Below are 14,518 nucleotides of genomic sequence, written 5' to 3'. Positions count from 1 at the left end.
GTGATCAGGCGCCGCCGACCGGCACCGGAGCCTCACGGGGCGTGCAGATCGACCGCTTGCCGCCCGCGCGGATGAATTCGAGGATCTCGCGCACCGCCGTGTGGGATTCGAACGTCGTCGCCACGTCCTCGACCCTCTCCATCAGCGTGCCCTCCTGCGCGAAGAGCAGCCGGTAGGCGCGGCGCAGGGTGTGGATGTCCTCCCGCGCGAAGCCGCGGCGCTGAAGCCCGACGATGTTGAGGCCGGACAGGTAGGCCCGGTTCCCCAGCACCATGCCGTAGGGAATGCAATCATTCTCGAGGCCCGAGAGGCCCCCGACGAACGCATGGGCCCCGACGCGGGCGAACTGGATCACCGCCGCGCCGCCGCCCAGGATGGCGAAATCGCCCACCGAGCAATGGCCCGCCAGCATCACATTGTTGGAGAAGACCACGTTGGAGCCGACGTGACAGTCGTGCCCGACATGCGAATTGGCCAGGAAGGCACACCGGTCACCGATCGTCGTCGACAGGCCGCCGCCCGCCGTGCCGGGATTCATGGTGACGCCCTCGCGGATCAGACATTCCTCGCCGATGGTCAGCGTCGAGGGCTCGCCGCGATACTTCAGGTCCTGCGGCGGATGGCCGATGGAAGCGAAGGGGAAGATCCGCGTGCGCGCTCCGATGCTCGTGCGCCCGGCGACCACGACATGGCTGACCAGTTCGCAGCCCTCGCCGAGGACCGCATCGGGCCCGACATGGCAAAATGGGCCGATCCGCACCCCGTCGCCGATCACGGCGCCGGATTCGACCACGGCGCTCGGGTGGATCGCGGGCGCGCTCATCGGTTCACTCCGTCACCAGCATGGCGCCGATTTCGGCCTCGGCCACCAGCACGCCATCGACCTTCGCCTCACCCCGGAACCACCACATCGTGCGACGGTGGTTGATCTTGCGCATCTCGAAGCGGATCTGGTCGCCCGGGATGACCGGCTTGCGGAACTTGCACTTGTCGATCGTCATGAAGAACACCTGCTTCGTGCGAAGCTCGTCCGTCATGATGTGGCGACAGCAGATGGCACCCGCCGTCTGCGCCATGCCCTCGATGATCAGCACACCCGGAAAGACCGGAAGATTGGGGAAGTGACCCTGGAACTGCGGCTCGTTGGCCGTCACGTTCTTGATGCCGACACAGGACTCGTCCCGGTCGATGTCGATGATGCGGTCGACCATCAGGAACGGGTAGCGGTGCGGCAGCAACTCCAGCAACTTGTGGATGTCGGCCGTTCCGAGAACCTGATCCGCCTCGCTCATCGTGCTGCGCTACCTTCGTTGCCGGCCGACTCCATGCCGGAGGCGGCCTCTCTTTTGCAGAAATGCGTGGATGTGCAAGGCCGCAGGCGCGGTTTCAGATCCAACCCGATCAGGACTTCTCGCCCTCGGCGGCTTCCGCACCCGACCGCTCCGCGAGGCGGGCGAGGGTGGTGAGTTCGCGGAACCACGCCCGGACAGGCTTGGCCGGGGTGCCGCCCCAGCGCGAGCCCGGCGGTACGTCGCGGTTCACGTTGGAGGAGCCCGCGATCTGCGACCCGCGCCCGATGCGCAGGTGGCCGACCACGCCGACCTGGCCGCCGAGCACCACGTAATCCTCCAGCGTCGTCGACCCGGAGATGCCGACCCCCGACACGATCACGCAATGGCGCCCGATCACCACGTTGTGGGCGATCTGCACGAGGTTATCGATCTTGGTGCCCTCGCCGATCACCGTATCGCGGGAGGCGCCCCGGTCGATGGTGGTGTTGGCGCCGATCTCGACATCGTCCTGCACGATCACGCGACCGACCTGCGGCACCTTCAGGTGCGTCGCGCCCATGGCGAAGCCGAATCCGTCCTGACCGATCCGCGCGCCCGGATGGACGATGACCCGATTGCCGACCAGAGCGTGACTCAGGGTCGTGCCCGCGCCGATGGCGCAATCCCGGCCGATCCGAACCCCCGGTCCGATGACGGCATTGGGGCCGATCACCGTGCCTGAACCGACCTCCGCGCCAGGGCCGACGACAGCACCGGGATCGACGGTGACGCCTTCCTCGAGACGCGCGTCCGGGTGGACGTGGGCCCCGGAGGCAAGGCCCTTGCCTCCGAATTGCGGGCCGGGCCGCATCGCGTCGGGGTGGAGGCGGCCGAGCAGTCCGGCGTAGATCCGGTAGGGATCGCGGCAGACGATGGCCACGGTTTCGGCCGGGACGCGGGCGGCGAAGCGCGGCCCCACGAGGCAGATCCCAGCACGGGTCTGCGTCAGCGCCTCAGCGTAGCGCGCGTTGTCCATGTAGGCGAGTTCGGTGGGGCCCGCGCTCTCGAGCGGGGCGGCGCCGCCGATCGGCCGGGACGGGTCGGCACCCTCGGGCAGCGCGACCCCGGCCGCCGCCGCGACATCGGCGAAGGTCACGCCGGTCGCGGGCGTAAAGAAGTGTGTCTCGGGCATCTCGAACCAACCGCGCCGATTCTACCCGTCGTCGGGCTCGGCGCATCCGGCGAGGGGGCTCGCCTCGGAATCGAAACGTCCCCGCGTGGGGGACGGCCTGACACCGGGGAGCGTCGCTGCGCTCTATAAACGAGAATGGCCGGCCAGGGCATCCCCGGCCGGCCATTCGGATTTTACGTCGAGCGCTGGATCAGAAGCGCGAGCCGCCCGAGAAGCGGAACGCCTGAGTCTGATCCTTGCCGATATGGCCGATCCGGTTCGAGCCGGGGATGATGACCTTCTCACCCTCGTCCTTCGTCAGGGCGTAGGCGTAGTCGAAGCGGATCGGGCCGAGCGGCGAGTTCCAGAGGATGGACGCACCGATCGAGGACCGCAGGACGGCCTTGTCGCGGACGTTCACGCATTCCGGCTCGACGCCGATCGTGTAGGCGTTGAAGTTACAGCGGCCGTTCGCGAAGCCGTTGATGAACTGGTCGCCGTTCACGTCGAACGAGCGCTGGCCGTGGTAGCCGAACAGTGTACCGGCATCGGCGAACACGGCGCCCTTCAGGCCGAGGTCACGCGGCACGCCATAGAGCGGGAACTGGATTTCCACCGTACCGCCGACATAGGTCGAGCCGCCGATCGCGTTCGAGCGGGCATCGGCGATGCCGACGTCGCGCGGACCGATGCCGTTCGGGGCGAAGCCACGGACGAGCGACGGGCCGAGGAAGAACTGGTCGGTGATGCGCAGCGGCTTGCCGTCCAGGGATTCGATGTGACCGCCCTGGAAGCGGACGAAGCCGACGACGTCCTCGTACAGTTCTTTGTAGTAGCGGGCATCCGCCGTCACGCGGAAGAACTTCGAGTCGCCGCCGATGCCGGCCACGTCTGGCTTCAACTCGGCGTAGACGCCGTTGCGCGGCGCGCCGATCACGTCCAGCGTCGAGTAGGCCAGGGTAAGGCCGGCCAGCGAGGTGAGGGTGTTGCCCTGCGAGCCCTTGATGGCGATCGAGGCTTCGCCGTCCGTGGCGCAGAGCGGGTAAGCCGCCTGACCGCCGACGTTACGCCCATTCAGGATCGTGCCAGCCGCATAGGTCTGCGTGTAGCCCGGGATCGGCACCGAACAGTCATTGTACGGACGCTTGAGGGTGTTCGGGACCTTCAGCTCGGTGTTGTACAGCGAGTAGCGAAGGGTGACGCCGAATTCCTCGGTGATCGGCAGGCCGATACGAACCTGGCCGCCATAGACGGTCGTCTCGTAGCGCGAGTACCGGGTGAGATCCGAGTACTTGTAGAAGGCGTCGAAGCCCGCCGCGAGGCGGTAGCCCATGAAGTACGGCTCGGTGAACGAGAAATCGACACCGCGCGAGTACTGGCCACCGGTACCGGCGAGGCGCACGTACTGGCCACGGCCGAGGAAGTTGGACTCGGAGACCGAGACTTCGCCGATGATACCGTCCTGGGTGGAGTAGCCGCCGGCCACCGAGAACGAACCCGTGGGCTGATCCTCAACGTCGATGTTCACGACGACGCGGTCGGGAGCCGAGCCCGGCTCGTTGGAGAAGCGGACCTTCTTGAAGAAGCCCAGGCCGTTGAGGCGGCGCTCGGCACGGTCGGTCAGAACGCGGTTGTAGGCATCGCCCTCGGAGAAATCGAGCTCGCGGCGAATGACGTAATCGCGGGTGCGGGTGTTACCGCGAACGTTGATGCGCTCGACGTAGACGTGCGGGCCGTCCTCGACCACGAAGCCGAGGGAGACGCGCTGGGTCGCCGGGTCGCGCTGGCCGGTCGGGCGGACCTGCGCGAACGGATAGCCCTTGCGGTTCACCTCACGGGTCAGGGTGTTGAGCGTCCTCTCGACGTCGTCGGCATTGTAGGTGTCGCCGACATTGGTGGCGATGTCGGAGCGCAGCGTCTCGGTGTCGAGGCCCGGCAGGCGGGAATCCACCGCCACGGCGCCGACCGAGTACTGCTGCCCTTCGTTCACGGTGATCGTGATGACGTAGCCGGCCTTCTCGCCCTCGACGTATTGCGCGTCGGCATTCACCACCTGGAAGTCGGCATAACCGTTCTTCAGGTAGTAGCGGCGGACCTGATCGAGGTCCTGGCTGATCCGCTCCGGATCGTAGACGTCCGACGTCTTGACGAACGACAGGAAGTTCATCTCCGACGAGCTCATCAGCCCGCGGAGGGTCCGGTCGGAATAAGCTTGGTTGCCCACGAAATTGATGGAGACGATGCCGGTCTTATCGCCTTCGTCGATGTCGTAGATCACGTCCACGCGGCCGTTCGGCAGGTTGACCGTACGGTAGGTGACCTTGGCGAGGCCGCGGCCGAAGCGCTTGTAGACGTCGCGGATACGGGCGAGGTCGGCGTTGATGGCGGCCTCGCTGTACGGGCCGCGCGACTTCGACTCGACGATGCTTTCCAGCGTCGCCTTCTCGACCTTCTTGTTGCCCTCGAACACCACCCGGTTGATCAGGTTGTTCTCGCGAACGGTCACGACCGTGCGGCCGCCGGATTGCGACACCTTCACGTCCGAGAACATGCCGCTGGCGAGCAGGTTGCGGCGGGCTTCCTCGGCGGAGCCCGATGCGGTGCCGGTGACGTAGGAACGGATGGTGTCGGAATCGACGCGCTGGTTGCCCTGCACGACAATCTGCTGGGCCTGGGCGGCCCCGCCCAGCACCATACCTGCCCCCGTGGAGATCAGGACGATGGTCTTCCGCATCGACTTACGCCGATGCTTCCCCGTCAACGACATCATGCAATCGCCCGTTTCTGATCTGGTCGCAGGGCTTGCCTGCGCGGGCGATCGTTGGTCGATCGTCCCATTCCCGTGGTCCAAGCGTGGCTTCGGTCCAAGCAAAGCTCTTACTGGGATTCCCCCGTCAAGCAAACGCGCCCGGCACCTCCACCAAGGGATTTTGGGGAGACGTGGCCTTCGCGCCACTTAACGTCTGAGGCGGCGTCCGCCTAAAGCCGCGAAGATACTGAACAGACCGTAAATATCTGCCGCATCGCGGGTTTTTTGGGGTGTTCGTCGTTTCGGGAACTGGCTGTTAACGAAAAGGCCGCCCCGCCGGATCGGGCGGAACGGCCAGGATTGTGGCGAGCGCTGGGCGGCCGGACGGGGGTCGGCGCCTTTATTTTTGCGCCCTATCCACCGCCCGGCTTGGCCGGATCAGGTGTTCTTCAGGGAGGCCCCGAGGTTGAGGATGTCGTTCCAGGCGGCAAACAGCATCAGCATCAGCACCAGGGCGAGACCGATACGGAAGCCGACCTCCTGCGCCCGCTCGCTGAGGGGGCGGCCGCGCACGACTTCGAAGGCGTAGAACAGCAGGTGCCCGCCATCGAGCAGCGGAACCGGGAACAGGTTCAACAGGCCGATGGAGACGGAGAGCAGGGCGATCAGCCCGACGAGGCCACCGACGCCGCCGGTCTTGGCGACCTCGCCCGAGACGCGGGCGATGCCGATCGGGCCGGACAGCTGGTCGGCGGATTCCCGGCCGGTCACCAACTTGCCGAGATAGGTGAAGGTCCGCTCCACCACGAAGTAGGTTTCGCTCACGCCGAGCTTCAGGGAGTCGGCGAGATCGTAATGGACGAGTTTCGCTTCCGTGCCGTTGGGCGAGCGGATGCCGAGGCGGCCGATGCGGTGGCGGCCGAAGGGCGTGCGCTCCTCGATCGTGGCCGGGGTCGCGTTGATGACGATGTTACGATCGTCACGCTCGACGGTGAAGGCGAGGGAGGTGCCCGCCGAGCCGGTCACGATCCGGTACATGGCATTGAAGTCGCCGACCGGGGTGCCATCGATGGCGGTGATGAGGTCGCCCGGCTTAAACCCGGCCTGGGCGGCGGCGCTGTTCGCCTCCACGGCCGAGACGCGGGCGGGCAGTTCGTAGCGGCCCCCGAACCAGATCGCTCCGGCGAAAAGGGCGATGGCGAGGATGAAGTTCGCCACGGGTCCGGCCGAGACGATGGCCGCGCGCTTGGCGACGGGCTGCGTCGGGAAGCTGATCGCCCGCTCCTGCGGGGTCATCTGGGCGATGATTTCGGGGGCGGGCACGCTGGCGCCGTTGGCGTCGCCATGGAACTTCACGTAGCCGCCGAGCGGAATGGCGCAGAGCTTCCAGCGGGTGCCGCGGCGGTCGTTGAAGCCGAACAGTTCGGGCCCGAACCCGATGGAGAAAGCGTGAACCCCGACGCCGCACCAGCGGCCGACGAGGAAGTGGCCCATCTCGTGGACGAAAACGACGACGGTGAGCACGAACAGGAACGGGATCAGGGCGCCGAAGAATCCTCCGGCGGTGCCGCCCATTGCGTTGAGAAAATCCATGCGTTCCGTCCCGGCCGTCGACGCGGGGCGTCTCTCCGGCCGTCCCGCGCGCCGTCAATAGCAGATCGGCGCGCCCGGAGGCCAATCAATACTGGGGGGCGACACGACGCCCCCCGCAATCCACCTCAATGCCCGCCAGCGGCACCCGCGCCGGCGCGCGGCTTCCGGATCAGCGGCACGGCGCAGGCCATGGCGAGGAAGAGCAGCGTAAGGACGAGGAACACGTCCTCGAAGGCCATCACGAGACCCTGGATCCGCACCGTGTTGGTCATGGCTTTCAGGGCCATGGCGGGGGCGGCGCTGCCGTAATCCACGAAGCCGCGCTGGATCGCATCGAGCCGTTCGAGGGCGGGCGGATGCGACCACGTGAACCGCTCGTGCAGGCGGGTCAGATGCAGGTCCCAGCGGTCGTTGAGCAGCGTGTTGATGAGCGCGAGGCCCACTGCGCCGCCGAGGTTGCGGGTCAGGTTGTAGAGTCCGGAGGCGTTCTTCATCCGCGCCGGGGGCAGGGTGCCGAGCGCGATGTTGTTGATCGGGATCATGCACAGCATCAGCGAGCAGCCGCGCAGCACCTGCGGCCAGAGCAACTCCCAGAAGTCCCAATCCTTCGTCAGGCCGGTGACGATCCACGTTCCCGCCGCGAAGCCGGTGAAACCGATGGCCATGAGGATGCGCGGATCAACCTTGCCGGAGAAGCGCCCCGCGATGGGCGCCGTCGCGAACATGCAGAGGCCCGAGACGAACATCGTCTCACCGATCATCAGCGCCGAGTAGCCCCGCACCCGCGCGAGATAGACCGGATAGAGATAGGTGAGGCCGTAGAGGCCGATGCCCATGATGAAACTCGCCACGCAGCCGCTAGCGAAGTTGCGGTCCGAGAACGCGCGCAGGTCGACGATCGGGTCGCGGGCGGAGAAGACCCGCCAGAAGAACAGCAGCGCGCAGACGGCGCAGATCAAGGCGCAGACGAACACCGCCTCGTCCTGCAACCAATCGTGGTTCGGCCCCTCTTCAAGCACGTATTCGAGGCAGCCGAGGAAGCCCGCCATGGTGGCGAGGCCGAACCAGTCGAACCGGCGCAGCAGCGACAGGTCGGGCTTGTCGAAATCCACGAAGATTGCGGTCGAGATCGTGACGAGGATGCCGGGCACCACGTTCACGAGGAACAGCCAGTGCCAGGACATCAGGTCGGTCAGGTAGCCGCCGACCGTCGGGCCGATCGTCGGCGCCAGCGTCGCGACGAGACCGATCATCGGCGAGACGATCGACCGCTTCGAGGCCGGGAAGATGGTGAAGGCCGAGGCGAAGACCGTGGGAATCATCCCGCCGCCGATGAAGCCCTGAAGCGCCCGCCACACGATCATCTCGGTGATGGTCGAGGAGGACGCACACATCAGGCTCATCAGCGTGAACCCGCCCGCCGAGATGGAGAACATCCACCGGGTCGAGAGCACGCGAGACAGCGTACCCGACAGCGGGATCGAGATGACCTCCGCGATCAGGTAGCTGGTCTGGACCCAGGGGATCTCATCGCCGGAGGCCGAGAGTCCGGCCTGGATCTCATTCAAGGAGGCCGAGACGATCTGGATATCCAGGATCGCCATGAACATCCCGAACACCATGCACAGGAAGGCCACCATCCGCCGCTTGTCGACGGCCGGTTCGGCCGACACCGGTACGGCGGCGGGGGAAAGGGCGGCTGACGCGGCCATGGTGGGACCTCAGCGCGCCGCCGCGACCCGGGCGTCCGTGCGCCCGCCCGCCTCGCGGGTATCGACCTTCACCACGGCCGAGAGGCCCGGCCGCAGGAAGCCCTCGCGGGCGACGTCCAGGGGCACCTTCACGCGCACGGGCATGCGCTGGACGATCTTGGTGAAGTTGCCGGTCGCGTTGTCCGGGGGCAGCAGGCTGAACACCGAGCCGGAGGCCGGAGAGAAGGATTCCACCACGCCCCGGATCGGCCGGTCGGGATAGGCATCGACCGTCACGGTCACCACCTGGCCGGGGCGCATCCGCTCGACCTGCGTCTCTTTGAAGTTGGCGTCGATTCGCACGCTCTGGAGCGGCACCAGGGCGGCAACACGGGTGCCCGGCGCCACATAGGCGCCTGCCTCCACCGCCTTGTTGCCGACCACGCCGTCGAAGGGCGCGCGGATCACGGTGAAATCGAGATCCCGCTGGGCGCGGTCCACGGCAGTGCTGAGTTCGGCCGCGAGGTTCTCGGCTTCCTTCTGTTGCGCCCGCAGGACCTCGACATTGGCACGGGCCGCGAGCAGAGCCGCTTCCGTACCCTTCACGGCGGCGTCGGTGCGGTCCCGGTCAGCCTTTGTCTGGTCGATCCGGGAGCGGGCGACGAAATCGGCCTGCATCTGCGTGGCGCGGCGGAAATCGGCCTCGGCACGCACGGCGTCCGCGCGGCTCGCCTCCACCTGCGCGGCGGCTTGGGCCACCTGAGCCTCGGCCGCCTCCGCCTGCTTGCCGATGCGTTCGATGGTGCTGCGCTGGGTCGAGAGCTTGTCCTGCGCGGAGCGCAAGGCGAGGCGGTAATCGCCGTCATCGAGCTTGGCGATGACATCTCCCTTCGCGACCGACTGACCGTTCACCACCGGCGCAGCTTCGAGGTAGCCTGGAACCTTGGCGGCGATGACCGAGATGTCTGCCTGAACATAGGCGTCATCCGTCGAGACGAAAAAGCGCCCTACGCTCCACCATTGCCATCCCTCGTAGCCCCCACTGGTCACGGCCGCGGCGAGCACACCGAGCAGCAAGAGCTTGCGCAGGGAGCGCTTACGCTGCGGCGCGGCCGGTTCGGCAGGCGCTGTCGACTGAACTGGTGCCGTTACTGTGGAGCGAGCCTCCGCCCGTTCCCCGCCGCTGCGCGCGGTACTCTCGTCGTCGATGGCCTCGATCGGCCGCCCTGCATCCTCGCGGAGGGACATCCGAAAAACTCCGTTTTGACCGAACCGTTCGGTCAATGCGCGGGACGAGCGTTGACGTCGGCCTGCAATTCCCGCAGCATATTTTGACCGAACCGTTCGGTCAATGACGTGGAGATCACAGCGTGGCGGGTGCAGCGGCCATCGAGCGCGACGGCGCCGAGACCGAAAAGAGACGGCAGATCCTCGAAGGCGCGCGGCGGGTCTTCACCGCCTCCGGCTTCGACGGGGCGAGCATGGGCGAGATCGCCCGCGCGGCCGGGGTCTCTAAGGGCACGCTCTATGTCTACTTCGACAGCAAGGATGCGCTGTTCGAGGCGCTGACCATCGACCAGAAGCGCGGCCTTGCGGAATCACTGTTCGCGCTGGACGTCGATGACCCGGATCTCCGCAGCGTGCTGACGCGGCTCGGGCGAACCTACTTGATCGAGATGAGCAAGCCGGAGCATGTCTCGCTCGTGCGCATGGTGATCGGCGCCTGCGAGAAGTTTCCCCATCTCGGGCGCACCTTCTTCGAGGCCGGGCCTGCCCTGGGTCACGGGCGGCTCGCGTCCTACCTCGATGCGCAGGTGGCGGCGGGGCGCTTGAGGGCGACCGACACGAAGCTGGCCGCCAAACATTTCCTGCACCTGTGTCAGGCGGGCCTGTTCACGCGGCTGCTGTTCTCGGCCGGTGGGATCGAGGACGAGGGTGATCTCGATCACCGGGTCGATGAGGCCGTCAGGGTGTTTCTCGCGGGCTACGCGCCCTGAAACAGCACCGGGCCGCACTGGAAAGCGCAGCCCGGTCCGGTCACGCTCAGACCTCAGGCGGTCTGGGTCGAGATCCAGCGGGAGAGGTCGCCCTTGGGGGCCGCGCCGACCTTCTGGTCGACCCGCTCACCGTTCTTGAACAGGAGCAGCGTCGGGATCGAGCGGATGCCGTATTGCTGGGCAATCTGCGGATTCTCGTCGACGTTGACCTTGGCAATCTTCACCTTGCCCTGAAGATCGGTCGCGATCTCTTCGAGCGCCGGGCCGATCTGCCGACAGGGGCCGCACCACTCGGCCCAGAAATCCACCACAACCGGCTCGGCAGACTTGAGAACGTCCTGCTCGAAGCTCGCGTCGGTAACCTTCACCGTCGCCATCGGAATCACCTTTCGGAAGTCGCCGCCGGGCAAGGCTGCCGGGCGGCCGCGGACGGGCTCCTCGGCCCGAACGGTCGAGGCAGAATTGGCGTCGCGCGTCCGAGCGGTCAAGGAGTACGGCACCGGACGCATGACGGCAGGGCATTCCCATCATGCCCGAAACCGCCGTTACCCGGCGATGCCTACCCGTGCGAGGGCGGCGTCCATCGCGACTTCATCGAGAACCCGGATGACCGGCCCGGAAGTCCAGACCAGCATCGGCACGATGCGCTTATCCGGGTAGATCCGAGACAGAAGCCGGGCGTAGAGGGCTATCTGGCTCGCCTCCGCATCGGGCAGTGGAGCATCGTCCGGTGGCGGGCGACCGGTCTTGAAGTCCGCGAGGGTGACGGTGCCATCGCTGACGGCAAGGCGATCGACGCGGCCGGTCACAGGGCGCTCGAGACCGCCGACGCTCACCCGGCCAGACAGGCTCACCTCCGCACGCGCCTGGTCCGTGAACAACGGTGCGAGGGCGGGATCCTCGATCAGGCGCATCACCGCGCCGAGAATGCCGCGAAGCGCAGGCTCGCCGAGGCCCGGAGCACGCGAGACGAGATAGGCCAGCCCCGCCCGGCGCCGTGCGGCGGGCTCGACGCGTGGCAGGTGCTGCAACAGAGCATGGACCAGAAGGCCACGACGGCGGGCTGCGGCATCACCCAGGCGCGGCGGCGGCAGACGGGCGCCATCAGCGGCATCGAGCATGCCCGACGGGTGCAACGGCGCTTCCGCGACGGCTTCCGCTTCCACCTTCCGGCGCAGCCAGTCGGGCTCGGCCGGTCGGCTCTCGATGCTGCGGGGGGGCTGGGTCCCGCCCTCGATCTGGGCGCCGTCGCGCCAGAGGATCGCTGGACCGTAGGGCAGTTCGAGGGTTTCGCCCGTGCCGATCGTCGCTTCCATTCCGGCGCGGATCATCCGGCACCATGCGGCTTCCGTTTCGCGGATCTTGCCCCGGAAGGGGGCGACGATCAGCCGGTCGGCGGCACGGGTCATGGCGACGTAGAGCAGGCGGTTGTGTTCCTGCCGAGCCCGCGCCCCGAGCGCGGCGCGGACGCGCTCGGTCGCCGCGCAATCCTGAGACTTTCCCGCCCAGACCGGCGGCAGCACCGCGTCGCGCCCGACCATCGGCAGAAGTGGCGGGTCCTTACCCGCGAAGGCCTCGCAGCCGTCGAGGATGACGACGACCGGCGCCTCCAGGCCCTTCGACCCATGGACGGTCATCACGCGCACCTCGTCGCGTCCGGATTCGAGGTCGCGCTTCACCGTGTGTCCGGCCTCGGCACCGAGATACCGGGCCAGGAAACTACCGAGGGAGGGCGCTTCCTCGCCGCCTTCGGCCTGGGCCGCCGCCGCGAGGAACACGTCGATCGCATCGCCCGCCTCGCCGCCGAGGCGTGACACCAGCTTCGCCCGGCCCTCCATCGGCCCGAGCAGCCGCGCGTAGAAGCCGAACGGACCGAGCGCCCCCGCGAGATCGATCCAGCAGGCCAGCGCGTCGCGCGCGGTGATGGCGGCTTTATCCCCGGTCTCGGCATGCCGGGTCAGCGCGTCCTGCAACGTCTCGGAGTCTTCGCGGCCTGCGGCGAGGCGCACGAGATCCTCATCGGTCAGGCCGACCAGCGGCGTCTTCAGTGCGCAGGCCAGGGTCAGGTCGTCGGCGGGGAGAAGCCCTGCGCGGCCGATGGCGACGAGATCGGCCACCGCGATATGCGCCGAGACCTCCAGCCGGTCCTGCCCCGCCACCGGGACGCCGAGCCCTTTCAAGGCGCGGATCACCTCCTCGAAGGCGGGGCCGCGCTTGCGCACGAGGATGAGGATGTCGCCCGGCCGCCAGATGCGGCCGGTGGCGTCACCGTCACGGGTCCAGGTCTTCACGGCGGCTGCGACCCGTCGCGCGACACGGAGCGCCGGCGAGCCGGGATCGGGCGTGTCGACCGGCGCCGACCACGCGCTCACCTCATCGGTCGCCTCGGGCTCTGCGATGTCCCAGAGCTCGACGGCACCCGCCGCGTGCGGCCTCGCGCTGGCATGGACCGGCCGGCGCACGTCCTCTTCCGACAGGCCGTCATTGTGGGCGTCGATAGCGAAGACCGCATCAACCGCCCTCAGGACCATCGTGGTCGAGCGGAAGGAGAGGGTGAGCGGCACGTCGGCGAAGGCAATGCCCGCCGAGCGCGACTCGCTGATCCATGCCGCCCGCGTCACCGCGAATTCGCGGGGGTCGGCGCCCTGGAAACCGTAGATGGATTGCTTGGGATCGCCCACGGCGAAGCGGGTGCGGTTGCCCTCGCGCGCGCCTTCGCCCGCCGCGAATTCCTGGGTGAGCGTGCGCAGGATCGCCCATTGTTCGGGGTTCGTGTCCTGCGCCTCGTCCACGAGGACGTGATCGATGCCGCGATCCAGCTTGTAGAGCACCCAGCCCGCGCCGACCCGCGAGAGCAGGTCGAGGGCGCGGCGGATCAGGTCGTCGAAATCGAGCGCGCCGAGGCGGGCCTTCTGCGCCTCGACCCGGCGGTGGATCTCGGCGGCCAGGGCGAACAACGCCTCGGTGCGGGCCTGCGCGCGCGCGGCGCGCAGGCGGTCGAACAGGGGAATGAGGCGGTCCCGTTCCTCGATCAAAGCGAGCTTGACCGGCTCGGGCACGGATTTCGTGCCGAGGCTCTTGTCGGCCTTGGGGTCGTCCTTCTGTGTGAAGAACACCGCCTTGTAGGCCTCGATCGCCTCGCTCCGGTCGTATCCCTTCGGCGCGGCCTCCCGCGCGGCGTGCGCCTCGGCGACGGTTTCAGCCAAGGTGGCGTCGTTCGCCTTGCCCGTCTGGAGGGCGGCGGCAATGGCCGTCAGATCGTCGAGGCCGTCATTGAGGATCGCCCCCTCGATGCGATCAGCATCCTCCTCCGCCGAGAGGCCGAGTTCCGCGCGCAGGCGGACGAAGGCACCGTCCAGCCCGTCGCGGCTGACCATGAGCGCGTGGGCGCGGACCGCCGCGCGCACCGCATCATGGAGGGCTTCCCCCGTCGCCTCAGCGGTGACGCGTGACAGGGCGATGCCCACCGGAGTTTCCGTCGCCTGGGTCGCGTCCGCGAGGACGTTGGCGGTCTCCACCGCGAACATCTCCCGCGCCTGCATCTCGTCCAGCACGACGAAGCGCGCAGGCACGTTCGCCTCGAAGGGGAACATGTGCAGAAGCCGCTCGCACAGGGCGTGCAGGGTCTCGATCTTGAGCCCGCCCGGCGTCTCGACGGCGCGAGCGAATAGCCGCCGCGCCATGCGCAGTCGCTCGGACGAGGGGCGTTCTCCGGTCAGTTCGGTGAGTTCGGCAGACAGGGAGGCATCGTCCTGCGTCACCCAGCGCCCGAGGCGCTGGAACACGCGGATCGCCATGTTGGCGGCGGCGGCCTTGGTGAAGGTGAGGCACAGGATCCGTCCGGGGGGCGATCCGTCGAGGAGCAGCCGCACGACCCGGTCGGTCAGAACCTTGGTCTTGCCCGCGCCCGCATTGGCCGAGACCCAGGCCGAGGCGCGGGGATCGGCCGCCCGCCGCTGGTTCTCGCGGGTCAGCGGATCGACGACGATCGTCCGGGTTGTTTCGGGCAGGGTCTGTCCCGCTGTCGAATCCAAGGGTTTTGGTCC

10 protein-coding genes are annotated in these 14,518 nt (G+C 67.8%); 1 reads left to right on the top strand and 9 read right to left on the bottom strand.

Features of this window, described 5'->3' with window-relative positions; genetic code table 11:
• Nucleotides 1–4: 4 nt before the first annotated feature.
• The 7 genes from lpxA to J4O73_RS21660 all read right to left on the bottom strand — a co-directional run bounded on the left by lpxA (nucleotide 5) and on the right by J4O73_RS21660 (nucleotide 9,723).
• Nucleotides 5–823, bottom strand: coding sequence for an acyl-ACP--UDP-N-acetylglucosamine O-acyltransferase (gene lpxA, locus J4O73_RS21690; RefSeq protein ID WP_426220785.1), 819 nt, complete (start codon nucleotides 821–823; stop codon nucleotides 5–7).
• Between the two features lie 4 nt (nucleotides 824–827).
• Nucleotides 828–1,292: a 3-hydroxyacyl-ACP dehydratase FabZ gene (fabZ, locus tag J4O73_RS21685; RefSeq protein ID WP_378969952.1), complete on the bottom strand. Its 465-nt coding sequence runs from the start codon at nucleotides 1,290–1,292 to the stop codon at nucleotides 828–830.
• Between the two features lie 109 nt (nucleotides 1,293–1,401).
• Nucleotides 1,402–2,463: a UDP-3-O-(3-hydroxymyristoyl)glucosamine N-acyltransferase gene (lpxD, locus tag J4O73_RS21680; protein ID WP_426220783.1), complete on the bottom strand. Its 1,062-nt coding sequence runs from the start codon at nucleotides 2,461–2,463 to the stop codon at nucleotides 1,402–1,404.
• A 190-nt stretch (nucleotides 2,464–2,653) separates the two neighbouring features.
• Entirely contained in the window at nucleotides 2,654–5,212 is a 2,559-nt protein-coding gene (bamA, locus tag J4O73_RS21675; RefSeq protein WP_426220781.1) for an outer membrane protein assembly factor BamA, read from the bottom strand.
• A 417-nt stretch (nucleotides 5,213–5,629) separates the two neighbouring features.
• A complete protein-coding gene (rseP, locus tag J4O73_RS21670; protein ID WP_426220779.1) occupies nucleotides 5,630–6,784 on the bottom strand; it encodes an RIP metalloprotease RseP in 1,155 nt (384 codons plus the stop codon).
• 125 nt (nucleotides 6,785–6,909) lie between these two features.
• Complete coding sequence (locus J4O73_RS21665; protein ID WP_426220777.1) at nucleotides 6,910–8,496, bottom strand: DHA2 family efflux MFS transporter permease subunit; 1,587 nt, start codon at nucleotides 8,494–8,496, stop codon at nucleotides 6,910–6,912.
• Nucleotides 8,497–8,505: 9 nt separating this feature from the next.
• Nucleotides 8,506–9,723, bottom strand: a complete 1,218-nt coding sequence (locus J4O73_RS21660) for an HlyD family secretion protein (RefSeq protein WP_426220775.1) — start codon at nucleotides 9,721–9,723, stop codon at nucleotides 8,506–8,508.
• A 122-nt stretch (nucleotides 9,724–9,845) separates the two neighbouring features.
• Here J4O73_RS21660 and J4O73_RS21655 point away from each other — a divergent pair, with 122 nt between their 5' ends.
• On the top strand, nucleotides 9,846–10,472 hold the full coding sequence (locus tag J4O73_RS21655; RefSeq protein ID WP_426220773.1) for a TetR/AcrR family transcriptional regulator: 627 nt from the start codon (nucleotides 9,846–9,848) through the stop codon (nucleotides 10,470–10,472).
• 53 nt (nucleotides 10,473–10,525) lie between these two features.
• Here the strand turns inward: J4O73_RS21655 and trxA are convergent, their stop codons facing one another.
• Together trxA and addA are read right to left on the bottom strand one after the other, a co-directional pair.
• Nucleotides 10,526–10,849, bottom strand: a complete 324-nt coding sequence (gene trxA / locus J4O73_RS21650) for a thioredoxin (RefSeq protein ID WP_426220771.1) — start codon at nucleotides 10,847–10,849, stop codon at nucleotides 10,526–10,528.
• Between the two features lie 168 nt (nucleotides 10,850–11,017).
• Nucleotides 11,018–14,506, bottom strand: coding sequence for a double-strand break repair helicase AddA (addA, locus tag J4O73_RS21645; protein ID WP_426220769.1), 3,489 nt, complete (start codon nucleotides 14,504–14,506; stop codon nucleotides 11,018–11,020).
• Nucleotides 14,507–14,518 lie beyond the last annotated feature (12 nt).

Origin of the sequence: Methylobacterium sp. NFXW15 (assembly GCF_049887755.1) — a bacterium.
Classification (GTDB): domain Bacteria; phylum Pseudomonadota; class Alphaproteobacteria; order Rhizobiales; family Beijerinckiaceae; genus Methylobacterium.
Note: the sequence above shows the minus strand (reverse complement) of the source record. Positions and strands in the feature narration are given on the sequence as shown.

What these genes read in the sequence shown, in the direction of transcription:
- lpxA (WP_426220785.1), bottom strand. Translation starts at nt 823, where the DNA reads ATGAGCGCGCCCGCGATCCACCCGAGCGCCGTGGTCGAATCCGGCGCC.
- fabZ (WP_378969952.1), bottom strand. Translation starts at nt 1,292, where the DNA reads ATGAGCGAGGCGGATCAGGTTCTCGGAACGGCCGACATCCACAAGTTG.
- lpxD (WP_426220783.1), bottom strand. Translation starts at nt 2,463, where the DNA reads ATGCCCGAGACACACTTCTTTACGCCCGCGACCGGCGTGACCTTCGCC.
- bamA (WP_426220781.1), bottom strand. Translation starts at nt 5,212, where the DNA reads ATGATGTCGTTGACGGGGAAGCATCGGCGTAAGTCGATGCGGAAGACC.
- rseP (WP_426220779.1), bottom strand. Translation starts at nt 6,784, where the DNA reads ATGGATTTTCTCAACGCAATGGGCGGCACCGCCGGAGGATTCTTCGGC.
- J4O73_RS21665 (WP_426220777.1), bottom strand. Translation starts at nt 8,496, where the DNA reads ATGGCCGCGTCAGCCGCCCTTTCCCCCGCCGCCGTACCGGTGTCGGCC.
- J4O73_RS21660 (WP_426220775.1), bottom strand. Translation starts at nt 9,723, where the DNA reads ATGTCCCTCCGCGAGGATGCAGGGCGGCCGATCGAGGCCATCGACGAC.
- trxA (WP_426220771.1), bottom strand. Translation starts at nt 10,849, where the DNA reads ATGGCGACGGTGAAGGTTACCGACGCGAGCTTCGAGCAGGACGTTCTC.